The organism is Bacillus cereus group sp. MS39 (genome assembly GCF_040448665.1).
Lineage (GTDB): Bacteria > Bacillota > Bacilli > Bacillales > Bacillaceae_G > Bacillus_A > Bacillus_A wiedmannii.
Map to the genome: position 1 here is coordinate 1,241,374 of NZ_CP123058.1, position 25,176 is coordinate 1,266,549.

A 25,176-nucleotide genomic window follows, 5' to 3' on the forward strand; every position below is an offset into this window, starting at 1 on the left:
TCCACCTCCTTTTGAATTTATTAGTGGAGGTAGCAACAGTGTCTTTAAATCGAATTCTTGTTATTAATCCGGGTAGTACATCCACAAAAATTGGTGTTTTTGATAATGAAAGGCCCGTTTTAGAAGAAACTATTCGTCATGACGAAGAACAAATTGGAAAATATAAGAGAATTATCGATCAATATGAGTTTCGCAAAGAAACGATTTTAGAAGTTCTACATTCTCACGGTATTAACATTTCAAAGTTAAACGCAGTTTGTGGACGTGGGGGATTACTTCGTCCAATCGAAGGCGGAACATACACAGTAAACGATTCGATGTTAGAAGATTTGAAAAATGGGTTTAGCGGTCATCATGCTTCAAATCTTGGAGGCATTTTAGCATATGAAATCGCTTCTGGATTAAATATTCCGGCATTTATAGTAGATCCTGTCGTTGTAGATGAAATGGAGCCGGTTGCTCGTATAAGTGGTATTGCTGGTATGGAACGTAAAAGTATTTTCCATGCATTAAACCAAAAAGCAGTTGCTCGTAAAGTGGCTGAAGAATTAAATCACAAATACGAGGATTTAAATTTATTAGTTACACATATGGGTGGCGGTATTACAGTTGGTGCTCATAAAAAAGGAAAAGTTATTGATGTGAATAACGGTTTAAACGGAGAAGGCCCATTTAGTCCAGAGCGTGCGGGTACAGTACCGGTAGGGCAATTAGTGGAGATGTGTTTCTCTGGTGAGTATTACCGTGACGAAATGGTTAAAAAACTTGTTGGACAAGGTGGACTTGTAAGCCTAATCGGTACAAATGATGCGATCAAAGTAGAACAAATGGTTGAAAAAGGTGATCCGGAAGCAACTCTTATTTATAAAGCAATGGCATATCAAGTTGCAAAAGAGATTGGCGGAGCTAGCGCTGTACTTCACGGGAAAATTGATGCAATCGTTTTAACTGGTGGACTTGCGTACAGTAAAATTCTTGTTGATGAAATAAAAGAACGTGTTGACTGGATTGCAGATGTTATCGTACATCCAGGGGAAGATGAATTACAAGCATTAGCAGAAGGAGCACTTCGTGTATTACGTGAAGAAGAAGCGCCGAAAGAGTATGTTGTACGAGAAAAACAAACAGTAGCTAGGGGTTGAGATAATGGCAAGAGAATATGATTTAGTCATCGTTGGCGGCGGTACTGGTGGATATGTTGCTGCTATTCGAGCATCACAACTAGGATTAAAAACTGCACTTGTTGAAAAAGAAAATCTTGGTGGTACTTGTTTGCACAAAGGATGTATTCCTAGTAAAGCTCTTTTACGTAGTGCGGAAGTATACGCAACTGCTAAAAAAAGCGAAGAGTTCGGAGTTATTGCAAGTAATGTAGAACTAAACTTTGCGAAAGTGCAAGAGCGTAAAGAGAAGATTGTAACGCAACTTCATAAAGGTGTTCAACACTTAATGAAACAAGGTAAAATTGATGTGTTTGAAGGTATCGGCCGTATTCTTGGCCCATCTATTTTCTCTCCAATGCCAGGGACAATTTCAGTTGAACTTGCAAGTGGAGAAGAGAATGAAATGTTAATTCCAAAAAATGTACTTGTTGCAACAGGTTCTCGTCCGAATTCATTACCAGGTTTAGAATTAGACGGAGAGTATGTAATGTCTTCCGATCATGCCCTAAAAATGGAAACGCTTCCTAGCTCAATTATTATCGTTGGTGGCGGTGTAATCGGTATTGAGTGGGCATCTATGCTTGCTGACTTCGGTGTAGAAGTTACAGTATTAGAGTATGCGAAAACGATATTACCACTAGAAGATCAGGACGTTTCAAAAGAAATGCAACGTCTATTCAAGAAAAAAGGTATTAAAGTGGTAACTGGTGCAAAAGTATTACCAGAAACATTGGTAAAAGATAACGGAGTAACAATTCAAGCTGAACATAACGGTGAGAATAAAGAATTTAAAGCAGAAAAAATGCTTGTATCTGTAGGAAGACAAGCCAATACGCAAAATATTGGTTTAGAGAATACGGATATCGTTGTGGAAAAAGGATACATTCAAACAAATGAGTTTTATCAAACGAAAGAATCTCATATTTACGCAATCGGAGATGTAATCGGCGGCTTACAACTTGCTCACGTTGCTTCTCATGAAGGAATTGTTGCAGTAGAACATATTGCTGGTAAAGAAGTTACACCAATTGATTACTCTATGGTATCAAAATGCGTATATAGCAGTCCAGAAGTTGCTTCTGTCGGTTTAACAGAACAAGAAGCGAAAGAAAAAGGCTATAAGTTAAAAGTAGGTAAGTTCTCATTCCGTGCAATCGGAAAAGCACTTGTATACGGCGAATCAGATGGTTTCGTAAAACTTGTAGTTGATGAAGAAACAAATGACATTCTTGGTGTTCATATGATTGGACCACATGTAACAGATATGATTTCTGAAGCTGGTCTTGCAAGAGTACTTGATGCAACACCGTGGGAAGTAGCACATACAATTCATCCGCATCCATCATTATCTGAGGCGATTGGTGAAGCGGCATTAGCTGTAGATGGAAAAGCGTTACACGCATAAAAATGTGGATTTAGGAGGTTATGAAAAATGGCAGAAGTAAAAGAAAAGCGCCATGAAGAGCTTGGCTTAAGTGATGAGCAAGTATTAGAAATGTTCCGTACGATGTTACTTGCACGTAAAATCGACGAACGTATGTGGTTATTAAACCGTGCGGGTAAAATTCCATTCGTAATTTCTTGTCAAGGACAAGAGGCTGCGCAAGTTGGAGCAGCATTCGCTCTTGATAGAGAGAAAGATTATGCATTACCATACTACCGTGATATGGGTGTTGTACTAGCGTTCGGTATGACGGCTAAAGAGCTTATGTTGTCTGCTTTCGCGAAAGCTGGAGATCCAAACTCTGGTGGTCGTCAAATGCCTGGTCACTTCGGTCAAAAGAAAAATCGTATTGTGACAGGATCATCTCCAGTAACAACGCAAGTACCACATGCAGTTGGTATTGCATTAGCTGGAAAAATGGAAAAGAAAGATTTAGTAACGTTCGTTACATTTGGAGAAGGTTCTTCAAACCAAGGTGACTTCCATGAAGGGGCAAACTTTGCTGGTGTACACAAACTACCTGTTATTTTCATGTGTGAAAATAATAAATACGCAATCTCTATTCCAGTTGAAAAACAATTAGCATGTAAAAACGTATCAGACCGTGCAATTGGTTACGGAATGCCTGGATATACAATAGACGGAAACGATCCACTTGCAGTATATAAAGCTGTAAAAGAGGCAGCAGACCGCGGCCGTCGTGGTGAAGGCCCAACTTTAATTGAAACAGTATCATATCGTTTAACAGCACATTCTAGTGACGACGATGATCGTGTTTATCGTGATAAAGAAGAAGTAGAAGAAGCAAAGAAAAAAGATTCAATCATAACATTTGCAGCTTATTTAAAAGAAGCTGGCGTGTTAACTGAGGAATTTGAAAAACAAATGTTAGACGAAATTATGCATATCGTAAATGAAGCAACAGAATATGCAGAAAATGCTCCGTATGCAGCACCTGAAGATGCATTGAAGCACGTATACGCAGAATAGGGGGGAACGTTTCATGGCTGTAATGTCTTATATTGATGCTATTACATTAGCAATGCGCGAAGAAATGGAACGCGATGAGAAAGTATTTGTTTTAGGTGAAGATGTTGGTAAAAAAGGTGGCGTATTTAAAGCGACACACGGATTATATGATCAATTTGGTGAAGATCGTGCGCTTGATGCACCGCTTGCAGAATCTGCAATTGCTGGGGTAGCAATTGGTGCGGCAATGTATGGTATGCGTCCAATCGCTGAAATGCAGTTTGCTGATTTCATCATGCCAGCAGTAAACCAAATTGTTTCTGAGGCAGCAAAAATTCGTTATCGTTCTAATAACGATTGGACTTGTCCAGTTACAATTCGTGCGCCATTTGGCGGCGGTGTTCACGGTGCATTGTATCATTCACAATCTGTGGAAGCGATGTTTGCGAACCAACCAGGTTTAAAAATTGTCATTCCTTCTACACCGTATGATGCAAAAGGTTTATTAAAAGCAGCAATTCGTGATGAAGATCCAGTATTATTCTTTGAGCATAAGCGTGCATATCGCTTAATTAAAGGTGAAGTGCCAGAGGATGATTACGTATTACCAATCGGAAAAGCAGATGTAAAACGCGAAGGTGATGATATTACTGTTATCACGTACGGATTATGTGTTCACTTTGCTCTTCAAGCAGCTGAAAAGTTAGCGCAAGATGGCATCTCTGCACATGTTCTTGATTTACGTACTGTATATCCATTAGATAAAGAAGCAATCATTGAAGCAGCTTCTAAAACAGGTAAAGTTCTTCTTGTAACAGAGGACAATAAAGAAGGAAGTATTATAAGTGAAGTGGCAGCAATTATTGCTGAAAACTGTCTGTTTGATTTAGATGCGCCAATCGCACGTCTTGCGGGTCCAGACGTTCCAGCAATGCCATATGCACCAACAATGGAAAAATTCTTTATGGTAAATCCAGATAAAGTTGAAAAAGCAATGCGTGAACTTGCGGAATTTTAATCGGGGGGACTATACATGGCTGTAGAAAATATCACAATGCCTCAGCTCGGGGAGAGCGTTACAGAGGGGACAATTAGTAAATGGCTCGTTAATGTTGGCGATCATGTAAACAAGTATGATCCACTTGCAGAAGTAATGACTGATAAAGTAAATGCTGAAGTACCATCTTCTTTCACTGGTATTGTGAAAGAATTAATTGCTGGTGAAGGTGAGACGTTAGCTGTAGGTGAAGTAGTTTGTGTTATTCAAGTAGAAGGCGCAGATGAAGTAGCAGCGACAGCTGTTGAGGAAAAAACAAAAGAAGAACCAAAGTCAGAAGTAGCTACGTCTGAAAAAGCACCGAAAGCAAAACAACCAACTGATGGAAAACCACGTTTTTCACCAGCTGTTTTAAAACTTGCAGGTGAGCATAATGTTGATTTAGATTTAGTAGAAGGTACGGGAGCAAATGGCCGTATCACTCGTAAAGATATTTTAAAGCTAGTGGAATCTGGAAATATTCCGCAAGCAGGTGCGAAGAAAGAGGAAGCGGTAGCAGCAGTAGTAGAAGCGCGTCCAGAAGCACCAAAAGCAGCGCCAGTAGCACAAAAAGTAGAAGCTGCAAAACCAGTTTCTGTACCAACAATGCCTGGCGATATCGAAATTCCAGTAACAGGTGTGCGTAAAGCAATTGCAGCGAACATGTTACGTAGTAAACACGAAGCACCACATGCTTGGATGATGATTGAAGTAGATGTGACAAACCTTGTGTCATACCGTAATTCAATTAAAGGTGATTTCAAAAAGCGCGAAGGCTTTAATTTAACGTTCTTTGCTTTCTTCGTAAAAGCAGTAGCGCAAGCGTTAAAAGAGTATCCTCAAATCAATTCAATGTGGGCTGGCGATAAGATCGTTCAGAAGAAAGATATTAACCTTTCTATCGCTGTTGCAACAGAGGACGAACTATTTGTACCAGTAATTAAACACGCGGATGAGAAGACGATTAAAGGTATCGCTCGTGAAATTACAGAGCTTGCAGGAAAAGTACGTACGAAATCGTTAAAAGCGGACGAAATGCAAGGTGGAACATTTACAATTAATAACACAGGATCATTCGGTTCTGTTCAATCTATGGGTATTATTAATTATCCACAAGCGGCTATTTTACAAGTTGAATCAATTGTAAAACGCCCAGTAATTATGGATAATGGTATGTTCGGTGCTCGCGACATGGTTAACTTATGTTTATCACTTGATCACCGTGTACTAGATGGCTTAATTTGTGGTAAGTTCTTAGGACGTGTAAAAGAAATTTTAGAAAATACGTCAGAAAATAATACATCTGTATATTAATAAAAAGCTCGCTTATGCGAGCTTTTTATCATCTTATTTCTTCATCTACATCCTACTATATGTATAATATCTTCCCCAGTAATCTTACAATGAACGATTATGTATTAGGAATTTATGAAAATACATTGCTGATATATGGTATATGGATATAAAATAAGAAAAGAATAATTTTTTTGGCAAATCTTACTGACGAAACTGTAGTATAATATATTGTATTGTATGAAAAAGAGAGTTATTCTATATAAGTGTTTTATAGATAATGTGTAATCAGTCGTCAAAACATGAAGAATGTTGACTCCTGGTTTTTTATTTTGCTGTAACAATGTTTCAGGAGGATGTCATGAAAAGAAGTACCGAGTTTCTAAAAAGTTTAGATGTAAAATTAATATTAATTTTGTTAGCATTATGTGTTACGAGTATAGCTGCTATATATAGCAGTCAGCAAACTGGCCAATATGGAGAGGCAAACTTTGCGATGAAACAGGGTTTGAACTACATAATTGGAGTTGTATTGTTATTGCTTGTTGCAAGCATCGACTTAGATCAATTACAAAAATTGTCTTGGCCACTTTATATCGTCGGATTTGGTTCACTTATTCTTTTGAAAATACTACCGGTTTCCACTTTCACACCTGAAAAATTAGGTGCAAAAAGATGGTTTGTATTTCCGTTAGTTGGACAAATTCAACCATCTGAGTTTTTCAAAATTTCATTGCTTCTCGTAGTAGCAAGTATAGCAGTGAAACATAATGCACAGTATATGGCAAGGACATTCCAAACGGATTTACAATTAGTAGGTAAAATTGTGCTTGTATCCCTTCCGCCTATGGCTGTTGTATATAGCCAACCGGATACAGGGATGGTGTTCTTATATGCTGCTGCAATTGCATGTATTTTATTTATGTCAGGTATTCAGAAGAAATTGATAGCGTTATGTACAGTTATTCCAGTCACCATATTATCTGCGTTAATATTTATTTACGTAAGGTATGAGGATTTCTTCTTTAATAATTTAGTTACTTTACTAAAACCTCACCAACAATCACGTATTTTAGGTTGGTTAGATCCATTTGAACATACAGATCAAGGTTATCAAACACAGCAATCGATTTTAGCTGTAGGTAGTGGCGGTATGGAAGGGAAAGGATTTGGCGAAGGGAACGTCTATATCCCTGAGAAGCATACTGACTTTATTTTCGCTACAATTGCCGAAGAAGGTGGATTTATCGTAGCAGCGTTAGTTGTATTCTTATTCCTATTACTACTATATCGAACAATTATTATCGGTTATTCTGCTGATAATTTATTCGGTACATTATTATGTGCTGGATCAATTGGGATATTAACGGTTCAAATATTCCAAAACATCGGTATGATCGTTGGATTAATGCCTGTAAAAGGGATTGCATTACCGTTCTTATCATATGGGGGGAGTTCCTTGTTCTCGAATATGATTATGATGGGTCTCATATTATCCGTACGAAAAACGTATAAAAAGTATATGTTTTCCGTCAAGTAAGAAAAGCTGATTCGTTTAAAAACGAATCAGCTTTTTTACATATATGCTCTTAAACGTTGCAAACTAAAGCAAAGTAGCAGTTTGAGATGGGTAAGGAGTGCAAAGTGATGCATATGCATATTTTTGAAGGGGCACGGCATCTTTCTAATAGTGAATGGGTTATTCGGGCTATTATAGCATACATATTTTTAATATTAGTTGCGAAAGCGATGGGGCAAAGGTCCATCGCGCAACTTCGTTTTTTAGATGTTGTATTAGTGTTATTGCTTGGTGGGAATATTTCTAACGCATTATCTGATGAAAAAGTGGGATTATTCGGCTCGATGATTACAACGTTCATACTCGTTGTACTTCACATTATAAGCTCAGTCTTAATGTTGAAATGGGATAGATGGAGACGCTTTTTAGAGCCAGCACCTATTATTCTTATACACAATGGTTCCATTGATTTTAGCAATTTGAAAAAAGCGAGAATTACGGTGGAATATTTATTTTCGGAACTTCGCATGCGAAATGTGAGCGATATTCAAACGATTAGATTAGCATTATGGGAAGCGAATGGTGTTGTTTCTATATTTCGGTATCCAGAATATGAAGCAGTTTCGCGGCTTGATCTGAAAGTGGCGGGAAAAAAATCTCCAGTTTCTTTTGTATTAGTAAAGGATGGGAGGATTCAGCAAGATGTTCTAGCTTTAGTAGGAAAAACAGAAGAGTGGGCGAGAGAATTTCTAGAGAAGAGTGCAGAAGTCGAATCCATTATGTTAGCTACAGTAGATGAAGCTCATAAAATAAATATTTTGTTAAAAAAATGAAAAATATACGCATTTTGTCGTTTCATACATATGATACAATAGTGTGGACAACGAAAAAGGAGGGATACGATGGGATATGTAGAGGAGTTACGAAAAGTAGTTGGTCATCGCCCTTTAATTTTAGTTGGTGCTGTTGTACTCGTTATAAATGAAAATGGATATGTATTATTACAGCAAAGAACAGAGCCTTACGGAAAATGGGGGCTACCTGGCGGATTAATGGAGCTTGGCGAATCACCAGAAGAAACAGCTTGCCGTGAAGTATATGAAGAGACAGGAATAAAAGTGAAGAACTTACGATTAATTAATGTATTTTCTGGAGCGAACTATTTTACAAAATTAGCAAATGGTGATGAATTTCAATCCGTAACGACAGCCTATTATACCGAGGAATATGAAGGGGAGTTTGTTATGAATAAAGAAGAAGCGGTTCAGCTTACATTCTTCCCACTAACAGAACTACCTGAATATATTGTAGGATCGCATAAAAAAATGATTGCTGAATATATGAAAATTATGGAAAAAAAGATATAATAATAGTGAAAGAAATACAAAAACACAGTTCTGGTCGGTAGTCCAGACGCATGATTTCATGTCAGTAACCTTCCCCTCCGGGATGTCCTGTATTTCTAATTTTTTTAAAGGAGGGGCTGTCAATGGATTTGACAGTATATTACGATGGCCAATTTTTTGTTGGAATCATTACATGTAAAGAAACAGGGAAATTGTATGGAGCAAGGCATATTTTTGGAACGGAGCCGTCAGACGAAGAAGTACTTATATTTGTGAATGGTCCAATGTTAGCATATTTCCAGCACGTTGCAAAATGCGGTGTGGAAGTGAAAGAAAAACAGCGTCCAAAAAATATAAAACGTATCATACGACAAGCGGCAAAAGAAGTAAATGTAAAACGTTTTACTAAGGCACAAGAGGCAATTAGCTTATCTTATGAACTGCATAAACAAGAAAAGAAAGTGCAGTCTAAAGAGAAGCGAGAAGCTGAAAAACAAAGAAGACGTTTAATTAAAGTACAAAAAGCAAAGCAAAAGCATCGTGGCCATTAAGAAAAGGTGTTAGAGCAAGAGCTCTAACACCTTTTCTATACCCAAATACAAGTAAACTTACTTGTATTTCATAAACATTAACTGGTAAGATACAAATAGATAGTTTTAGAGGAGGGAAAAGATTGATTAATTTTAACTTTTTTATGAATGATGTTGTCCGCCAAGCACGTGAAGAGATTGTCTCTGCTGGATATACAGAATTGACGACGCCGGAAGCAGTAGAAGAAGCGTTTAAAAGAAATGGAACAACACTTGTAATGGTAAACTCTGTATGTGGTTGTGCAGGTGGTATTGCTCGTCCTGCTGCTGCGCATTCCGTACATTATGATAAACGTCCTAACCATCTTGTAACGGTGTTTGCAGGTCAAGATAAAGAAGCAACAGCAAAAGCTCGTGAATATTTCGAAGGATATCCACCTTCTTCTCCATCATTCGCTTTATTAAAAGATGGAAAAATTGTAACGATGGTAGAACGTCATGAAATTGAAGGTCATGAACCAATGCAAGTTATTGCAAAACTACAATCTTATTTCGAAGAGAATTGTGAAGAACTATAAAGTGAAACTTTAATCAGTGGGGGTGGTTTATCCCCACCGATTATCAGCCCTCACCAATCGGGCTTTTACGGGCAGTTGATCCCCATCTAACTTCTTTGTTTTTGCTAAATGTTGAGATGGAGTCTTACTGCCCGTTAAAGTGGGATAAAAATAAGCAAAAAGGCGGTACGTCCACAATCAAGTGGATGTACCGCCTTTTTTATTTAGTATTAAAATTTATGGGACATGCATATTCATGTTATTTTATGCATTATTTTATACATGTTAAACATTGTTAATAGTGTTTTTAAATCTATTTTTATTTTATATATTGCATAAAAATAAAAGTGCTGATACAATACAAACATCGAATAAATATTCTATTGAACTTTTAAATATACATCATTAGGGGGAAGAAAGATGAAGAAGTTATTATCAATATCGTTTGCACTTATTTTAATTGTAAGTATGTTCAGCGCATGTAGTAATGGGGAAGAAAAAGCTACTGGAAAAAATAAAAAAGTACTGGTTATGGGGACTTCAGCAGATTATAAACCATATGAATACGTAGAAGCTTCAAAAAGTGATGAAATTATCGGCTTTGATGTTGATGTTGCTAAATATATCGGAAAAGAACTTGGTTATGAAGTGAAAGTGAAAGATATGGATTTTGGTGGTTTATTAGCATCTCTTAGCTCAGGAAAAGTTGATTTCGTAATGGCAGGTATGACGCCAACGGCAGAGCGTAAAAATAATGTTGATTTCACAGATATTTATTTTGTTGCAAAAAACATGGTCGTTTCTAAAAAGGATTCTAACATTAAATCTGTAGAGGATTTAAAAGGAAAAAAAGTAGGAGTACAAACAGGATCTATTCAAGAAGAGAAAGCAGCAGAATTTAAAAAACAAGTAGATTTCAAAGTTGAGGGACGTGACCGTATACCAGAAATCGTACAAGAAATTAAAGCTGGTCGTTTTGACGCTGCAATTATAGAAGACACAGTTGCTAAAAATTATTTAGAAAAAATGAAAGAATTACAAGGAATTGAAATTAAAGAAGCACCAGAAGAAGTAGGAGCAGCAATTGCCCTTCCGAAAAACAGTGATAAAACAGCAGAATTTAATAAAGTAATTAAAAAAATGCAAGAAAATGGAGAAATGGATAAATTAGTGAAGAAATGGTTTGGCAGCGAGAAGTAAGCTGCCTTTCACTTTTCTGTGAGGGGAATGAAAAGAATGAACTTAGATTTTTCGGCGATTACGCCTTCGATACCATATATACTAAAAGGCCTAGAAGTTACTTTGAAAATTGTAGCAGTATCAGCGTTAGTTGGGTTTATTTTAGGAACGTTATTAGCACTTTGCAAAATTGCTAGAATACGAGCATTAAATATAGCGGCAGATTTTTATACATCAATTTTCCGTGGTACACCACTTGTATTGCAATTAATGATTATTTATTTCGGTGTCCCGCAAATAATTGGTTATGAAATACCAGCATTCGTAGCAGCTGTATTAGCATTTAGCTTAAATTCAGGTGCATATATGTCAGAGGTAATTCGTGCCGGCATTCAAGCGGTTGATAAAGGACAAACAGAAGCAGCGATGGCTTTAGGGATTCCTTACGGGAAAATGATGCGAAATATCATTTTCCCTCAAGCATTAAAAAATATATTACCAGCGCTTGTGAACGAGTTTGCGACACTTACGAAAGAATCGGCTGTAGTAACAGTAATAGGAGCGACCGATTTAATGCGCCGTGCTTACATTGTAGGCGGTGAGACGTTTAAATATCTTGAACCATTACTTTTTGTTGGACTAATTTATTATATGCTAGTCATTATTCTTACATTAGTCGGGAAGGCAATTGAAGGGAGAATGAAGAGAAGTGATTAAAATTGAAAACCTTCATAAATCATTTGGAAAAAACGAAGTATTAAAAGGGATTACAACAACGATTGAAAAAGGGGAAGTAGTAGCAATTATTGGACCGTCTGGATCAGGGAAATCAACATTTTTACGTTGTATGAATGTGCTAGAAGCACCGACAAATGGTCACATTTGGATTGGAACGGAAGAAGTAACGAATCCGAAAACGAATATTATGCACGTTCGTGAAAATGTCGGGATGGTATTTCAGCATTTTCACCTATTTCCTCATATGACTGTATTAGAAAATATTACGTATGCTCCTATCAATGTAAAAGGAGTAACGAAACAAGAAGCTGACAAGAAAGCCGAGAAACTTTTAGAAAAGGTCGGTTTATTAAATAAAAAAGATACGTATCCCAATCGTCTTTCTGGAGGACAAAAGCAACGTGTAGCAATTGCGAGAGCGTTAGCGATGGAACCAGAAGTTATGTTATTTGATGAACCAACATCAGCACTAGATCCAGAGATGGTAAAAGAAGTGTTAGAAGTTATGAAATCATTAGTTACGACAGGAATGACAATGGTGATTGTTACACATGAAATGGGATTTGCAAAAGAAGTAGCAGATCGTGTTCTCTTTTTAGATGGTGGAAAGCTTGTAGAAGATAGTGCGCCAGCAGAATTTTTTGTAGCACCGAAAAGTGAACGTGCGCAACAATTTTTACAAAAAATATTGTAATATGTAAAGGTTGCGTGAATAATAAGAAGAAAAGGATGACATTGTGTCATCCTTTTTTTATACTAACTGTAAATACGTTTATACATATAGGAGCAGTGCTATGTTCAAAATTGGATACCGTACAGTAAAAACAGCAATAGGGACAGGCGCAGCAGTTTTTATTGCGCAGTTATTAGGATTAGAATTTTATAGTTCAGCGGGCATTTTAGTTATATTATGTGTACAAAATACGAAACGTAAATCACTTCAAGTGTCGTTACATCGTTTTTTAGCTTGTGTATTATCAATGGTATTCGCTTTTTGTATTTTTGAAACAATTGGATATACACCACTTGCAATTAGTATATTATTACTTACATTTATTCCGACTGCAGTTATGCTTAAAATTCAAGAAGGTATTGTCACAAGTTCAGTTATTGTGATGCATCTATATTCATTGAAACAAATTACATGGCTTATTGTTGGGAATGAAATTGCGATATTAACGATAGGAATTAGCGTGGCTTTATTAGTGAATATGTATATGCCAAGTAGTGAAAATAAGCTAAAAGAGTATCAGGATACAATAGAAAGTAATTTTAAAACAATTTTGTTTGAAATGGTCGTGTATTTACGAAACAGAGAAAGTAGCTGGAGCGGGGCAGAACTTATTGAAACTGAAAATATGCTAAATGAAGCAAGGGATTTATCGTTTAAGAAACTTGAGAATGCATTTATGCGAGAAGATGGCTATTATTATCGTTATTTTAATATGCGCATGCAACAATTCGAAATTTTAGAACGGATGATACCATTAGCAGCTTCTTTATCATGGACATATGAACAAGCTGATATGATTGCGGATGTGGTTGAAAACATTGGAAATGCTATTAGCCCTGAGAGTACTGGGGTTATTTCCTTAAGACAGCTTCAAGAAATGAGAGAATTATTTAGAGACATGCCATTGCCCGTTACACGTGAAGAATTTGAGATACGTGCGAAGCTTGTTCAACTTGTGTATGAAATGGAACAATATTTACTCATTAAAAGCCGTTTTAAGGGAAAGGATAATATAAAAGAACTTATATAGAAGGTAGGAATTATTATGCCGTATCTTCTCTCTTTCATATTATGTCTTTCTTTATCGCCTATTTGGCCTCTTGGTGACAATCCACGTGCCGGAGATCCTTTTATTATTGTAAATAAAGCGACGAATAAACTAGCTTATATTGACGATGGAAAGATTCAAAAGGTTTTTCCAGTAGCGACAGGGAAGACAAATGAATTAACTCCAGAGGGAACTTTTGATGTTGTAATGAAAGCGAAGGATCCGTATTATATTGCGAAGGATATTCCAGGTGGGTCACCGAAAAATCCACTTGGGTCAAGGTGGATTGGATTTAATGCAAGAGGAACTGATGGAAGTAAATATGGAATACATGGAACAAACCAACCTAGTTCAATTGGAAAGTATATTTCACAAGGATGTATAAGAATGAAGAAAAACGATGTGGAGTATTTATTTGACCGCATTCCAATTGGAACGAAAGTATGGATTGTGAAGTCGAAAAAATCATTTCAGCAATTGGCAAAACAAAAAGGAGCCATTGCATATGAAAAAGCCAACGAAAAGGTTGGCTTTTTCTACTGTAATAAGTTGTCTTGACATGTGTACATAACCATGAGTTAATGAGAGTATAGAAAGATAAAGTGAAACTTTAATCAGTGGGATGTTTTTTACCCGCGGATTATCAGCCCTCACCAATCGGGATAAAAAATTAGATAAAGGGGTTGCTCATATGTACTTGAATCCAAAAATTTCGTATATGCAATTTTTTATGGGATTTCTATTTGTTATTACATTCATATTGGCAACTTTTAATATATGTTCTTATCTTGTAGCAATTGTATGTATGGCATTACTCAATCTTACTTTTGTTATTGGAGCATTTCAGCAGAAACAATATACAAGTTTTATAACAGCACTTGTAATGTCATTTTCCTTTAGTATTGTAGCGATTGTGCTTTATATAAAATAAACCATCTCGATATCGAGATGGTTTATTTTATTATGTTATGTGTAAAAAGTAAAAAAAGGACGAATACATCGTCCTTTTTACCAAAACATACTTGCGCCAGCAAGTAATGTTGTTACAAGCATAGAAATTAGCATTACATAAATCATAACTTTTTGAGCTTTTTTATGCATCGTTAAACCTCCTTGCAAATCAGTACAATATCATTGTAACGAGAAATGATATTGTGGACAAGGGGAGAGAAGTGACAAAATTCGAGAAGTGCATGTAAAGTATAACAGGAAATTTGTATGTATGTAGAGAATATATAATTAATGATAGAGTATAAGTTTTTTGTTATGCAAGCTGAAGAATGGAGATACGATGATGAAAATATATGAAACAAATCGTTTACATTTAAGGGAAATTGATGAGTCGTATGCTGAAAAAGTTCTTCAATATTACGACAGGAATCGTGAATTTTTAAAAGCTTGGGAAGAGTATAGACCGGATGATTTTTTTACGTTAGATTATCAGAAGAAAAAGTTACAAAAGGATAGAAAAGAGTTTGCAGAAGGTAAAATCATCAGGCTTTGGATTTTTAAAAAGGGTGATGATACGAAAATAATTGGATGTATTTCATTTAATTTAATTGTTCGCGGAATTTATCAATCTTGTGTACTCGGCTATAAATTAGATAAGGCAGAGTTAAACAAAGGTTATACGACAGAAGCGCTTAGAAAAGCGATTCAAGTTGCTTTTGAGGAATTTCAGTTACATCGTATAGAAGCACCGATTATGCCACGAAATTTAGCATCTATACAAGTCGTGACGAAGATAGGCTTTCAATATGAGGGCGTGTCTAGGAAAATGTTAATGGTAAATGGAGTATGGGAAGATCATATGCGCTGGGTATTGTTAAATGAGTAATAGAAAGCAGATGGTTATCTAGACATATAAACCGTCTGTTTTTTGTCTTGTATTTCGAAACTTTTGCGAAATTCTGTTATAATTAATAGTGTTACATACATAATGGTAGTGCAGGAGGCGCAGTCTTATGATTAATCAAGAACGTTTAGTAAATGAATTTATGGAATTAGTACAAGTAGATTCTGAAACGAAATTTGAAGCAGAAATTTGCAAAGTATTAACAAAGAAGTTTACAGATTTAGGTGTAGAAGTATTTGAAGATGACACAATGGCTGTTACTGGGCATGGTGCAGGTAATTTAATTTGTACATTACCAGCAACAAAAGATGGCGTTGATACAATTTACTTTACTTCTCATATGGATACAGTAGTTCCTGGTAATGGAATTAAGCCTTCTATTAAAGATGGATATATCGTATCAGATGGTACTACGATTTTAGGTGCGGATGATAAAGCAGGATTAGCATCCATGTTCGAAGCAATCCGTGTTTTAAAAGAGAAAAATATCCCTCATGGTACAATTGAATTTATTATTACAGTTGGAGAAGAATCTGGTCTTGTTGGTGCAAAAGCATTAGATCGTGAGCGCATTACAGCGAAATACGGTTATGCATTAGATAGCGATGGAAAAGTTGGTGAAATCGTTGTTGCAGCTCCAACACAAGCGAAAGTGAATGCGATTATTCGTGGGAAAACAGCTCATGCTGGTGTAGCACCAGAAAAAGGTGTATCTGCAATTACTATCGCAGCGAAAGCAATTGCGAAGATGCCACTTGGTCGTATTGATTCTGAAACAACTGCAAATATTGGACGTTTTGAAGGTGGTACACAAACAAATATCGTTTGCGATCATGTACAAATCTTTGCAGAGGCGCGTTCTTTAATCAATGAAAAAATGGAAGCACAAGTTGCAAAAATGAAAGAAGCATTTGAAACAACTGCAAAAGAAATGGGTGGTCATGCAGACGTTGAAGTAAACGTTATGTACCCAGGATTTAAATTTGCTGAGGGCGATCACGTTGTAGAAGTTGCAAAACGTGCAGCTGAAAAAATTGGTCGTACACCTTCTCTTCACCAAAGTGGTGGCGGAAGTGATGCAAATGTAATTGCAGGACATGGTATTCCAACAGTTAACTTAGCGGTTGGTTATGAAGAAATTCATACAACAAACGAAAAGATTCCTGTTGAAGAATTAGCAAAAACAGCAGAATTAGTTATAGCAATTATTGAAGAAGTAGCGAAGTAATGTAATAGAAAAAGCGTGTAAATCACAATTGATTTACACGCTTTTTATTTTGATTCGATTACTTTTACAAGCCGGATCAGCCAATACAAGAAAATCCATGGCAATATATAAGTTGTTGCTATATGTACTAGACGAGGGAAGAATCCAAATGTATTAAAGTTGAGAATAGGAAGTAGTAAATAATTAATGGCTATGATTAATATAATCACAAGGAACGTATAGTTGAGTTTATTAGTTGACTTCATCACAATCACCCCTTTTTACAATTATATCTATTTTATGTAAATTATATCGAATATATAAAGGGAAAAGAACAAGTAATTATTATAACTATTATGCAAAATTTGATATAATGAAAGAACGAACGTTCTGATTAGGGAGTGAGTACTATGCGAGAAATGTATCCGAAAAATGGTCGTGTTATTTTGCATGTAGATATGAATTGTTTTTTCGCATCTGTTGAAATTGCTCATGACCCATCATTACAAGGGAAGCCGTTAGCAGTTGCTGGAAATGAAAAAGAAAGAAAAGGAATTATTATAACATGTAGTTATGAGGCAAGAGACTATGGAATACGTACAACGATGCCTCTTTGGGAAGCAAAAAGGTTATGCCCGCAATTAGTTGTAATGCGTCCTAATTTTACATTATATCGTGAAGCTTCATTTCAAATGTTTCAAATCCTTTCCCGTTTTACGGAAAAAATACAACCAGTCTCTATAGATGAGGGGTATTTAGATATTACAGATTGCTACGCACTCGGTTCACCTCTTGAAATAGCAAAGATGATTCAGCAGGTGTTATTAACAGAGTTACAGCTTCCGTGTAGCATCGGAATTGCTCCTAACCTTTTCCTAGCAAAAACAGCTTCTGATATGAAAAAGCCTCTCGGTATTACCGTGCTTCGAAAACGAGATATTCCAGAAATGATTTGGCCACTTCCAGTTGAAGCGATGCATGGAATTGGAGAAAAAACAGCTGAAAAATTAAATGATATTCATATACAAACAATTGAGCAGTTAGCAAAAGGGAACGAACATATCATTCGCGCTAAAATTGGAAAGCATGGTGTTGATTTACAAAGGCGGGCAAAAGGTATGGATGATAGGGAAGTTGACCCGAGTCAAATGGGACAACATAAAAGTGTCGGTAATTCGATGACTTTTTCAAAGGATATGGATGAAGAGAAAGAATTACTTGATATGTTAGAACGGCTATCAAAATCAGTGAGTAAAAGATTACAAAAGCGAACTCTTGTCAGCTATAATATTCAAATTATGATTAAATATCATGATAGGCGGACAGTAACGCGGAGTAAGCAATTGAAAAATGCGATTTGGGAAGAACGAGATATTTTTCAGGCAGCATCTCGTTTATGGAAGCAACATTGGGACGGTGATTCCGTTCGTTTACTAGGTGTTACAGCTACTGAAATAGAGTGGAAGACAGAATCGGTGAAACAATTAGATTTGTTTTCATTTGAAGAAGATGCGAAAGAAGAGCCGCTACTTGCTGTCATCGATCAAATTAATGATAAGTATGGAATGCCGATTTTACAACGAGGTAGTCAATTATTACGTAAGCAAGAAAAGTCTTTTCAGCAAAAATTAGAAAATAAGTTTATGTAGAAGGTGTCATGACGTAGTAAATATCATGACACCTTTTATTTTTACAATTAACTATGAAATTTTTTACTATAAAGTTTTTATAGAAAATAAATTGTTTCTTTTGCACTACAAGCAAAGGAATTATTAAATAAATTAAGTGAAAGGATAAATTTAGATGAGTTTGATAGAAGTATGTATAAAGATCTTGGGGCGGAATATGACGATTTGCTAAATAAGTATAAATAAAAAAGCACTGTAACCAGTGCTTTTTTATGATAGATTAAGAGATTGTAACATTTTCAAAAATAACAATTTCTGAACTGTTTGTTGTTGAAACGCGTTGTGCGTAATATGTTAAAGCTGAAGAAATATATGTTGGTAATGAATCATTTGTATGTGTTGTTGTATATTCATGGATTAATTCTTTCAAAGTCGTCCATTCTAATTGTGCTGGGTGATCAGACACGAAAGAACTTACCCAGCGATCAAATGAAGATGAAAAATCAGTTTGTAAACGAAATGCTTCTTTCATAATAAAACGCTCCCTTAAAATGTAGTATAATCATTTTAACATAAAACACGAACGATTACTAAGTTTTTTGAGTATAACGTTCGTGATATATAGTTGTCTAGATGATTGGTTATGTAAATTCGATTTGCCATTTGAAATAACATTCCGTAAGATGAAAGGTAGATTATATAAAGAGCTGGAGGAAAGAAAGTGGAATTTGTATTTTTAGGAACTGGTGCAGGTGTTCCTTCGAAAGGAAGGAACGTTTCGGCAATTGCTTTGCAATTGTTAGAAGAACGAGGACAGACTTGGTTATTTGATTGTGGCGAGGCGACGCAACATCAAATATTACATACATCAGTACGCCCACGCCGCATTGAAAAAATATTTATTACGCATTTACATGGTGATCATATTTTTGGCTTGCCTGGTTTATTAGGAAGCCGTTCATTTCAAGGAGGGACTACACCTTTAACAGTGTATGGACCAAAAGGAATTAAACAATTTATTGAAGTGGCATTATCAGTAAGTACGACACATGTAAAATATCCACTTGAAATTGTGGAGATAACAGAAGAAGGTACTGTATTTGAAGATAATGAATTTCACGTGGAAACGAAAAGATTGTCACATGGTATTGAATGTTTTGGGTATCGTATTGTAGAGAAAGATATACAAGGTGCTCTTTTAGTCGATAAATTGCTGGAGATGGGGGTGAAACCTGGCCCGCTCTTTAAACGTTTAAAAGATGGAGAAGTAGTTGAATTAGAAAATGGTACGATACTAAATGGAAAAGACTTTATTGGTCCACCTCAAAAGGGAAGAATTATTACCATTTTAGGTGATACAAGATATTGTGAAGCGAGTAGAGAGCTGGCACAAGACGCTGACGTACTTGTTCATGAAGCCACTTTTGCAGCAGAAGATGAACAACAAGCGTATGATTATTTTCATTCTACATCTAAGCAAGCTGCGAGTATTGCACTTCAGGCAAATGCAAAAAGATTAATATTGACTCATATTAGTTCTCGTTATCAAGGAGATACATATAAGGAATTATGGAAAGAGGCAAGAGAGCTATTTTCTAATACAGAAATAGCTACGGATTTGAAATCATTTCCAGTAGATAGATAATAATGGTGTGAAAAAATGGTGACGAATGGTTGCCATTTTTTTATTTCTAAAAAAATTTAAAATAAAACTGTTATCATTTTATGTTTATATTGGATGAAACAGAAAGTTTTAATGATGTGAAGAGATAGGATAAAAATACATAGTACCGATTGTTTAGAAAAACTGTTATATAAGTCAGATGACATACGAGTGGTACAAATAGCAAAAATGGATCGTTATTCAGAACTTTTAAAATTTATTAAAAGTAAGCGTTTTATTAAAAACAAGCTATAATGAGGGCAGATTATAATTTATTGTAGGCTACATGCGTTTTAGCCATTTGTCGTAACAAGTGGAGTTGACTAAATCGTGAGAGGGAAACATGAGAATTATAAATAAGAAGGATATTACTATTATTTGTACTAAGTCTTTTTTCACTTTTTAGCTTTAAAGCACTAAAAGGTATGAAAGCAATGGGAGTTTCACTTGTTTATCCGACATTAACGGGCAGTAAAACTCCCACCTCAAAATTCGGCTGGGGTAAAGAAGTTAGGTGGGAGATCAACTGCCCGTAAACGTCCGATTGGTTCAACTAATAATCAGTGGGGGATGAACAAAACCCCCACTGATTATAGGTTCACTTTATGCTATGCTTGTAAGGGGTTCTGTGTTAAACTTTGGATTGCCACCAGACTTTATTCTGGATTAGCTTATATTATTTTTAAATGAAGGTAATGCTAAGTTTCTTATTTATTGTGATAATTGGTATTATTTCAGGATATATTGTTTCACTGTTATTCAAAAACTATCCAATTCGTATAGCGTAACAAATTCGTCGTACAACTGGAAAAGCAACCGATTCGGTAGCTTAATAGAATAGTAAAAAATTTTTGCATAGAGGTTTAGGGGGAGTTATGATGAAGTATCGCTCAGTATTTGATATTATTGGTCCAGTTATGATTGGTCCATCAAGTTCACATACAGCAGGCGCAGCAAGAATGGGGCAAGTTGCTCGCCAGCTGTTTCGTCATGAACCAGAAAGAGTAAGCATTTCATTATATGGATCATTTGCAAAGACGTATCGAGGGCATGGTACGGATGTAGCATTGATCGGTGGAATATTAGGGTTTGAAACAGATGACTTACGTATTCCAGAGGCGCTAGACATAGCAAAAGAGCGCAAAATCGAAGTAGAATTCATTGAAGAAGATGCAAATGCACCTCACCCAAATACAGCGAGAATTCGTTTGTATAAAGGTGAAGAAGAAATTGAAGTTGTTGCTTGCTCAATTGGTGGCGGTAAAATTGAAGTTGTAGAATTAAACGGATTCGATCTTCAATTAACAGGCACGAGTCCAGCACTACTTATTGTAAATAACGATCGCTTCGGTGCTATTGCAGCAGTAGCTTCAATCCTTGCGAAACATGAAATTAACATTAGTACAATGAGTGTTTCTCGTAAAGAAAAAGGAAGAAGAGCGCTTATGGTTATCGAAACAGATGAATTATTAGCAGATGAAGTGATTGAAGAAATAAACGCGCAACAAAATATTTGTCAAGTAACTATTATGGAATAATTGCAGGGGGGACACACCATGTTTCGGAACGCAGCGGAACTAGTGGCGCAAGCTAAAGAACAAAATGTAAAAATCGCAGAAATTATGATTCAATGTGAAATGAAAACAAGAAGTATTTCACGTGAAGAAGTAATTGCTGGTATGGAAAAGAACTTAGTCGTGATGGAGCAAGCAGTAGAACGTGGTATTCGCGGAGTGAAATCACCAACTGGTTTAACTGGCGGAGATGCTGTAAAAGTTCAGGCGTATATGAATAGCGGAAAAGGCTTATCTGGAGATACGATTTTGGACGCGGTGAGTAAAGCTGTTGCAACAAATGAAGTAAACGCAGCGATGGGAATTATTTGTGCAACACCAACAGCAGGGTCTGCTGGAACAGTGCCAGGTGTACTGTTTGCACTGCAAGAAAAATTACAGCCGACACGCGAAGAGATGATCGAATTTTTATTTACAGCAGGAGCTTTCGGTATGGTTGTTGCGAATAATGCTTGTATTTCCGGCGCGGCAGGAGGTTGCCAAGCTGAAGTAGGTTCAGCAAGTGGAATGGCAGCAGCAGCAGCGGTTGAGATGGCTGGTGGAACACAAGATCAAGCAGCTACAGCGATGGCGATTTCATTAAAGAATATGCTTGGTTTAGTATGTGATCCTGTTGCAGGGCTTGTAGAAGTACCTTGTGTAAAACGTAATGCAGCAGGAGCTGCGAATGCGATGATTTCAGCTGATTTAGCATTAGCTGGCGTAACGAGTACAATTCCATGTGATGAAGTGATTGAGGCGATGTTTAGAATCGGACAAACGATGCCAGTAGCACTTCGTGAAACAGCTGAAGGTGGACTTGCAGCAACACCAACTGGTCGCCGTCTGCAAGAAGAGATTTTTGGGAAGACTAATAACTAAACAATATATGTTAATAAAAAAATGGAGCTCAAGTAAGATTGAGCTCCATTTTTTATTTTTCTTTTGTTAGTTGTTCTAATGTTTTCCCAAGATTATGTGATCGTTGTGTAGCCTGTGTAATACAAGAAATAAGTGCTTGTTGAAATTTATGTTCTTGTAATACTTCAATGCCTGCTTCGGTCGTTCCGCCAGGAGAAGTAATTTCCTTTCGCAAAACAGAAGGGTGTTTTTCACTTGCTTTTAGCATTTCAGCAGCACCAATCATCGTCTGAAGAATAAGTGACTTTGCAACATCTTCTTTTAAACCAATTGTTTTTGCGGCTTCTTCCATCGCTTCCACTACGTAATAAATATAAGCAGGCCCACTTCCAGATAATGCAGTGACAGCATGCATATCTTCTTCCTCTACAACAGAGACGAGACCGATTGTTTCAAATAAAGCTATGGCAGTCTGAATATGTTCCGCTGTTGCATGTTTTGAAGGCGAGATAGCAGTAGCTGATTTTAAAATAGCTGCAGATGTATTTGGCATCGCACGAATAATCGGAACATCTTTTTGAAGTAGGTTTCTAATCGAGTGAGTAGAAACACCTGCTAATAAGGAAATAATAAGCAGGTTATTATGTATATATTCTTTAAAAGGAGTAAGCGCTTCTGCAACATCCTTTGGTTTCATTGCTAGAAAAAGAATAGTTGTATCAGTGAGTAGCTCTTTTTTATTATGCGTACCTTTGACGCCATATTTTTTATGTAGCTCCTGCAATCTTGTCTCGTTAGAACGATTACTTACGGTAATTTGTTCGCCTTTCACAACATTTGCATGTAATAAGCCACCAATAATAGCTTCAGCAATAGAGCCTGCACCGAGAAAGGAAATGTTTTGAATAGACATGATGTTCCTCCTTTAAATTTGGTTAGAAATTCTTATAAATGTACATACATTCGTTTTTTTATAGGAAACACCTCTTTTTATCTGAAAATAATGACAAATATATATAGAAGTTGTAAACTGAAGAAGTATTCATTTTTGAACCGGAAAGAGACAGGGGGGCTAAGCATGACGGCGATTCACCGAATGGAGATTCCTGTGCCATTTGCAGTTGAAACTGTGAATGTGTTTTTAGTTGAGGGGGAGACATTAACATTAATTGATACAGGGACGAATACAGAAGAGGCAAGAAGTGCGTTAGAAAGGCAATTGGGTACATTAGGATATGCGATAGAAGATATTAAAACAGTAGTCATTACGCATCATCATGCGGATCATTGTGGGCTTTTAAATATATTTTCTGAGAAAACGAACATTATTGGACATCCTTGGAATGAGCCTTGGATCACGCAAAATCCAGAATTTTTAAAGCGGTATCATGAGTTTTTTAGAGAGACAGCTTTGCAATTTGGTGTTCCAGCGGCATTTTTGAAAGACGAGGCGTTATTGACGACGAAGACACTTAAATATTCTTGTAATAGATCGTTAACGCATACTGTGAGAGAGGGAGATCGTATTGATTCTTTACCTGGGTTTACAGTAATCGAAACACCAGGTCATGCTTCCACTCATATTTCATTATATAGAGAATCTGATGGAATATTAATTGGCGGGGATGCTCTCATTAGCCATATTTCTTCGAATCCCATATTAGAACCACCATATGAAGGACAAACAGAAAGGGCGCGCCCGTTATTACAATATAATCAAACGTTAAAGCGTTTAAGTGAAATGAATATTTCGCGCATTTTATCAGGACATGGAGAAGATGTTCTAAATGTGAAACAACTTATTGAAACGAGATTACAAAAGCAAGAAACACGTGCGTTTAAAGTGCTTGAGTTATTAAAGGAAAAACCAATGACAGCATTTGAAGTATGTGTAAAACTATTTCCGGTATTATATAAGGAGCAATTGCCGCTTACTATTTCAGAAACTGTTGGACAATTAGACTTTTTAGCATATAATCAACAAGTGATGATTGATGAATCTTCGCAACAATTGATTTATTATGCAAAGTAGGTGACAGCAATGACGGGACGTTTACAAGATAAAGTAATCGTCATTACAGGTGCTTCTAGTGGAATTGGAGAGCAAGTTGCAATGCAAGTTGCAGAGCAGGGGGCGGCTCCAGTATTAATGGCTAGAACAGAAGAGAAATTAAAAGCGTTAGCAGAGAAAATTAAAGAAACTTATAATACGCCTTGCTATTATTATGTATTAGACGTAAGTGAAGAGATGGAAGTACAATCTGTTTTTTCAAAGGTATTACAAGAAGTGGGACGTATTGATATATTAGTAAACAATGCGGGATTTGGTATTTTTAAAACATTTGAAGATGCGTCAATGGATGAAGTGAAAGATATGTTCCAAGTAAATGTATTTGGATTAGTAGCTTGTACGAAAGCGGTACTACCCTATATGGTGAAAAGGAACGAAGGACATATTATTAATATTGCTTCACTTGCTGGGAAAATTGCAACTCCAAAATCGAGTGCGTATGCAGCGACGAAACATGCAGTATTAGGATTTACGAATAGTTTACGCATGGAGTTGTCTAGTACAAATATTTTCGTAACAGCGATTAATCCAGGTCCGATAGATACAAACTTTTTTGAAATAGCGGATCAATCCGGTACATATGTGAAAAATATGGGACGGTACATGTTAAAACCAACATATGTAGCAGAGCAAATCGTAAAATCGATGCAAACGAAAAAGCGTGAAGTAAACTTACCGAAGTGGATGGGCATTGGTCCGAAACTTTATGTACTATTCCCAGGTTTATTTGAGCGTATTGCAGGTAAATCATTAAGTAAAAAATAGGAGATTTCCATATGGAAA

The 25,176-nt window shown here is 36.4% G+C and carries 28 protein-coding genes; 24 read left to right on the top strand and 4 right to left on the bottom strand.

Annotated elements, in window-relative coordinates; all coding sequences use genetic code 11:
• Positions 1–38: 38 nt before the first annotated feature.
• The 16 genes from buk (at position 39) to QEP67_RS06620 (ending at position 14,486) form a co-directional block, all read left to right on the top strand.
• Positions 39–1,142 carry a butyrate kinase gene (buk, locus tag QEP67_RS06545; RefSeq protein ID WP_000056197.1) on the top strand — a complete coding sequence of 368 codons (1,104 nt, stop codon included), beginning with the start codon at positions 39–41 and terminating at the stop codon, positions 1,140–1,142.
• A 4-nt stretch (positions 1,143–1,146) separates the two neighbouring features.
• The gene (gene lpdA, locus QEP67_RS06550; RefSeq protein WP_000090438.1) at positions 1,147–2,568 is read left to right on the top strand and encodes a dihydrolipoyl dehydrogenase; all 1,422 of its coding nucleotides are present in this window, start codon (positions 1,147–1,149) and stop codon (positions 2,566–2,568) included.
• A gap of 27 nt (positions 2,569–2,595) precedes the next feature.
• The gene (gene bfmBAA / locus QEP67_RS06555; RefSeq protein ID WP_000852549.1) at positions 2,596–3,597 is read left to right on the top strand and encodes a 3-methyl-2-oxobutanoate dehydrogenase subunit alpha; all 1,002 of its coding nucleotides are present in this window, start codon (positions 2,596–2,598) and stop codon (positions 3,595–3,597) included.
• A 13-nt stretch (positions 3,598–3,610) separates the two neighbouring features.
• Complete coding sequence (gene bfmBAB / locus QEP67_RS06560; RefSeq protein ID WP_000290073.1) at positions 3,611–4,594, top strand: 3-methyl-2-oxobutanoate dehydrogenase subunit beta; 984 nt, start codon at positions 3,611–3,613, stop codon at positions 4,592–4,594.
• Between the two features lie 15 nt (positions 4,595–4,609).
• Positions 4,610–5,926, top strand: coding sequence for a dihydrolipoamide acetyltransferase family protein (locus tag QEP67_RS06565; RefSeq protein ID WP_000257677.1), 1,317 nt, complete (start codon positions 4,610–4,612; stop codon positions 5,924–5,926).
• Between the two features lie 340 nt (positions 5,927–6,266).
• Positions 6,267–7,445: an FtsW/RodA/SpoVE family cell cycle protein gene (locus tag QEP67_RS06570; protein WP_000831202.1), complete on the top strand. Its 1,179-nt coding sequence runs from the start codon at positions 6,267–6,269 to the stop codon at positions 7,443–7,445.
• Positions 7,446–7,552: 107 nt separating this feature from the next.
• Entirely contained in the window at positions 7,553–8,257 is a 705-nt protein-coding gene (locus tag QEP67_RS06575) for a YetF domain-containing protein (RefSeq protein WP_000550954.1), read from the top strand.
• A gap of 69 nt (positions 8,258–8,326) precedes the next feature.
• Positions 8,327–8,791 (top strand): NUDIX hydrolase, encoded by a 465-nt coding sequence (locus QEP67_RS06580; RefSeq protein WP_002107742.1) that lies wholly within the window; start codon positions 8,327–8,329, stop codon positions 8,789–8,791.
• 122 nt (positions 8,792–8,913) lie between these two features.
• Positions 8,914–9,321, top strand: coding sequence for a YjdF family protein (locus QEP67_RS06585; protein WP_002107745.1), 408 nt, complete (start codon positions 8,914–8,916; stop codon positions 9,319–9,321).
• A 143-nt stretch (positions 9,322–9,464) separates the two neighbouring features.
• Entirely contained in the window at positions 9,465–9,878 is a 414-nt protein-coding gene (locus QEP67_RS06590) for a BrxA/BrxB family bacilliredoxin (RefSeq protein ID WP_002003484.1), read from the top strand.
• A gap of 399 nt (positions 9,879–10,277) precedes the next feature.
• Positions 10,278–11,057, top strand: coding sequence for a transporter substrate-binding domain-containing protein (locus tag QEP67_RS06595; protein WP_000735474.1), 780 nt, complete (start codon positions 10,278–10,280; stop codon positions 11,055–11,057).
• 36 nt (positions 11,058–11,093) lie between these two features.
• Positions 11,094–11,753, top strand: coding sequence for an amino acid ABC transporter permease (locus QEP67_RS06600; RefSeq protein ID WP_001046923.1), 660 nt, complete (start codon positions 11,094–11,096; stop codon positions 11,751–11,753).
• Positions 11,746–12,468 carry an amino acid ABC transporter ATP-binding protein gene (locus tag QEP67_RS06605; protein WP_000590215.1) on the top strand — a complete coding sequence of 241 codons (723 nt, stop codon included), beginning with the start codon at positions 11,746–11,748 and terminating at the stop codon, positions 12,466–12,468. Before QEP67_RS06600 ends, QEP67_RS06605 begins: the two co-directional genes overlap by 8 nt.
• Positions 12,469–12,568: 100 nt before the next feature.
• Positions 12,569–13,537, top strand: a complete 969-nt coding sequence (locus QEP67_RS06610) for an aromatic acid exporter family protein (RefSeq protein ID WP_000472675.1) — start codon at positions 12,569–12,571, stop codon at positions 13,535–13,537.
• A 15-nt stretch (positions 13,538–13,552) separates the two neighbouring features.
• Positions 13,553–14,113, top strand: a complete 561-nt coding sequence (locus QEP67_RS06615) for a L,D-transpeptidase (RefSeq protein ID WP_001146549.1) — start codon at positions 13,553–13,555, stop codon at positions 14,111–14,113.
• Positions 14,114–14,246: 133 nt separating this feature from the next.
• Complete coding sequence (locus QEP67_RS06620; RefSeq protein ID WP_000281162.1) at positions 14,247–14,486, top strand: DUF3894 domain-containing protein; 240 nt, start codon at positions 14,247–14,249, stop codon at positions 14,484–14,486.
• 77 nt (positions 14,487–14,563) lie between these two features.
• Here the strand turns inward: QEP67_RS06620 and prli42 are convergent, their stop codons facing one another.
• Positions 14,564–14,656 carry a stressosome-associated protein Prli42 gene (gene prli42 / locus QEP67_RS06625; RefSeq protein WP_000549038.1) on the bottom strand — a complete coding sequence of 31 codons (93 nt, stop codon included), beginning with the start codon at positions 14,654–14,656 and terminating at the stop codon, positions 14,564–14,566.
• Between the two features lie 190 nt (positions 14,657–14,846).
• On the opposite strand from prli42, the gene QEP67_RS06630 reads away from it, so the two are divergent.
• Both QEP67_RS06630 and QEP67_RS06635 read left to right on the top strand, forming a co-directional pair.
• Positions 14,847–15,392 (top strand): GNAT family protein, encoded by a 546-nt coding sequence (locus tag QEP67_RS06630; RefSeq protein ID WP_002008488.1) that lies wholly within the window; start codon positions 14,847–14,849, stop codon positions 15,390–15,392.
• Between the two features lie 127 nt (positions 15,393–15,519).
• On the top strand, positions 15,520–16,638 hold the full coding sequence (locus tag QEP67_RS06635; protein WP_000609809.1) for a tripeptidase T: 1,119 nt from the start codon (positions 15,520–15,522) through the stop codon (positions 16,636–16,638).
• Between the two features lie 44 nt (positions 16,639–16,682).
• Here QEP67_RS06635 and QEP67_RS06640 read toward each other — a convergent pair whose 3' ends face one another.
• Complete coding sequence (locus tag QEP67_RS06640) at positions 16,683–16,883, bottom strand: hypothetical protein (RefSeq protein WP_048565696.1); 201 nt, start codon at positions 16,881–16,883, stop codon at positions 16,683–16,685.
• Between the two features lie 144 nt (positions 16,884–17,027).
• On the opposite strand from QEP67_RS06640, the gene QEP67_RS06645 reads away from it, so the two are divergent.
• The gene (locus QEP67_RS06645) at positions 17,028–18,266 is read left to right on the top strand and encodes a DNA polymerase IV (protein ID WP_001208849.1); all 1,239 of its coding nucleotides are present in this window, start codon (positions 17,028–17,030) and stop codon (positions 18,264–18,266) included.
• Positions 18,267–18,525: 259 nt separating this feature from the next.
• On the opposite strand, the gene QEP67_RS06650 is transcribed toward QEP67_RS06645, so the two are convergent.
• A complete protein-coding gene (locus tag QEP67_RS06650) occupies positions 18,526–18,777 on the bottom strand; it encodes a DUF3932 family protein (protein WP_000656497.1) in 252 nt (83 codons plus the stop codon).
• A 189-nt stretch (positions 18,778–18,966) separates the two neighbouring features.
• On the opposite strand from QEP67_RS06650, the gene rnz reads away from it, so the two are divergent.
• The 3 genes from rnz to sdaAA all read left to right on the top strand — a co-directional run bounded on the left by rnz (position 18,967) and on the right by sdaAA (position 22,343).
• Positions 18,967–19,890, top strand: coding sequence for a ribonuclease Z (gene rnz, locus QEP67_RS06655; RefSeq protein WP_000397451.1), 924 nt, complete (start codon positions 18,967–18,969; stop codon positions 19,888–19,890).
• Positions 19,891–20,786: 896 nt separating this feature from the next.
• Positions 20,787–21,446: an L-serine ammonia-lyase, iron-sulfur-dependent subunit beta gene (gene sdaAB / locus QEP67_RS06660; protein WP_000877441.1), complete on the top strand. Its 660-nt coding sequence runs from the start codon at positions 20,787–20,789 to the stop codon at positions 21,444–21,446.
• Positions 21,447–21,464: 18 nt separating this feature from the next.
• Positions 21,465–22,343, top strand: a complete 879-nt coding sequence (sdaAA, locus tag QEP67_RS06665; protein WP_000489470.1) for an L-serine ammonia-lyase, iron-sulfur-dependent, subunit alpha — start codon at positions 21,465–21,467, stop codon at positions 22,341–22,343.
• Between the two features lie 52 nt (positions 22,344–22,395).
• On the opposite strand, the gene proI is transcribed toward sdaAA, so the two are convergent.
• Positions 22,396–23,235 carry a pyrroline-5-carboxylate reductase ProI gene (proI, locus tag QEP67_RS06670; RefSeq protein ID WP_000027262.1) on the bottom strand — a complete coding sequence of 280 codons (840 nt, stop codon included), beginning with the start codon at positions 23,233–23,235 and terminating at the stop codon, positions 22,396–22,398.
• 165 nt (positions 23,236–23,400) lie between these two features.
• Between proI and QEP67_RS06675 the strand changes: the two genes are divergently transcribed.
• Together QEP67_RS06675 and QEP67_RS06680 are read left to right on the top strand one after the other, a co-directional pair.
• Positions 23,401–24,354, top strand: a complete 954-nt coding sequence (locus QEP67_RS06675) for an MBL fold metallo-hydrolase (protein ID WP_000125142.1) — start codon at positions 23,401–23,403, stop codon at positions 24,352–24,354.
• Between the two features lie 9 nt (positions 24,355–24,363).
• Positions 24,364–25,158 carry an SDR family oxidoreductase gene (locus QEP67_RS06680; RefSeq protein ID WP_048565694.1) on the top strand — a complete coding sequence of 265 codons (795 nt, stop codon included), beginning with the start codon at positions 24,364–24,366 and terminating at the stop codon, positions 25,156–25,158.
• The last annotated feature ends 18 nt before the right edge of the window (positions 25,159–25,176 follow it).

Bases quoted from the DNA above. Each gene is read 5' to 3' on its own strand.
- lpdA (WP_000090438.1), top strand. From the start codon at position 1,147: ATGGCAAGAGAATATGATTTAGTCATCGTTGGCGGCGGTACTGGTGGA.
- bfmBAA (WP_000852549.1), top strand. From the start codon at position 2,596: ATGGCAGAAGTAAAAGAAAAGCGCCATGAAGAGCTTGGCTTAAGTGAT.
- bfmBAB (WP_000290073.1), top strand. From the start codon at position 3,611: ATGGCTGTAATGTCTTATATTGATGCTATTACATTAGCAATGCGCGAA.
- QEP67_RS06565 (WP_000257677.1), top strand. From the start codon at position 4,610: ATGGCTGTAGAAAATATCACAATGCCTCAGCTCGGGGAGAGCGTTACA.
- QEP67_RS06570 (WP_000831202.1), top strand. From the start codon at position 6,267: ATGAAAAGAAGTACCGAGTTTCTAAAAAGTTTAGATGTAAAATTAATA.
- QEP67_RS06575 (WP_000550954.1), top strand. From the start codon at position 7,553: ATGCATATGCATATTTTTGAAGGGGCACGGCATCTTTCTAATAGTGAA.
- QEP67_RS06580 (WP_002107742.1), top strand. From the start codon at position 8,327: ATGGGATATGTAGAGGAGTTACGAAAAGTAGTTGGTCATCGCCCTTTA.
- QEP67_RS06585 (WP_002107745.1), top strand. From the start codon at position 8,914: ATGGATTTGACAGTATATTACGATGGCCAATTTTTTGTTGGAATCATT.
- QEP67_RS06590 (WP_002003484.1), top strand. From the start codon at position 9,465: ATGAATGATGTTGTCCGCCAAGCACGTGAAGAGATTGTCTCTGCTGGA.
- QEP67_RS06595 (WP_000735474.1), top strand. From the start codon at position 10,278: ATGAAGAAGTTATTATCAATATCGTTTGCACTTATTTTAATTGTAAGT.
- QEP67_RS06600 (WP_001046923.1), top strand. From the start codon at position 11,094: ATGAACTTAGATTTTTCGGCGATTACGCCTTCGATACCATATATACTA.
- QEP67_RS06610 (WP_000472675.1), top strand. From the start codon at position 12,569: ATGTTCAAAATTGGATACCGTACAGTAAAAACAGCAATAGGGACAGGC.
- QEP67_RS06615 (WP_001146549.1), top strand. From the start codon at position 13,553: ATGCCGTATCTTCTCTCTTTCATATTATGTCTTTCTTTATCGCCTATT.
- QEP67_RS06620 (WP_000281162.1), top strand. From the start codon at position 14,247: ATGTACTTGAATCCAAAAATTTCGTATATGCAATTTTTTATGGGATTT.
- prli42 (WP_000549038.1), bottom strand. From the start codon at position 14,656: ATGCATAAAAAAGCTCAAAAAGTTATGATTTATGTAATGCTAATTTCT.
- QEP67_RS06630 (WP_002008488.1), top strand. From the start codon at position 14,847: ATGATGAAAATATATGAAACAAATCGTTTACATTTAAGGGAAATTGAT.
- QEP67_RS06635 (WP_000609809.1), top strand. From the start codon at position 15,520: ATGATTAATCAAGAACGTTTAGTAAATGAATTTATGGAATTAGTACAA.
- QEP67_RS06640 (WP_048565696.1), bottom strand. From the start codon at position 16,883: ATGAAGTCAACTAATAAACTCAACTATACGTTCCTTGTGATTATATTA.
- QEP67_RS06645 (WP_001208849.1), top strand. From the start codon at position 17,028: ATGCGAGAAATGTATCCGAAAAATGGTCGTGTTATTTTGCATGTAGAT.
- QEP67_RS06650 (WP_000656497.1), bottom strand. From the start codon at position 18,777: ATGAAAGAAGCATTTCGTTTACAAACTGATTTTTCATCTTCATTTGAT.
- sdaAB (WP_000877441.1), top strand. From the start codon at position 20,787: ATGAAGTATCGCTCAGTATTTGATATTATTGGTCCAGTTATGATTGGT.
- sdaAA (WP_000489470.1), top strand. From the start codon at position 21,465: ATGTTTCGGAACGCAGCGGAACTAGTGGCGCAAGCTAAAGAACAAAAT.
- proI (WP_000027262.1), bottom strand. From the start codon at position 23,235: ATGTCTATTCAAAACATTTCCTTTCTCGGTGCAGGCTCTATTGCTGAA.
- QEP67_RS06675 (WP_000125142.1), top strand. From the start codon at position 23,401: ATGACGGCGATTCACCGAATGGAGATTCCTGTGCCATTTGCAGTTGAA.
- QEP67_RS06680 (WP_048565694.1), top strand. From the start codon at position 24,364: ATGACGGGACGTTTACAAGATAAAGTAATCGTCATTACAGGTGCTTCT.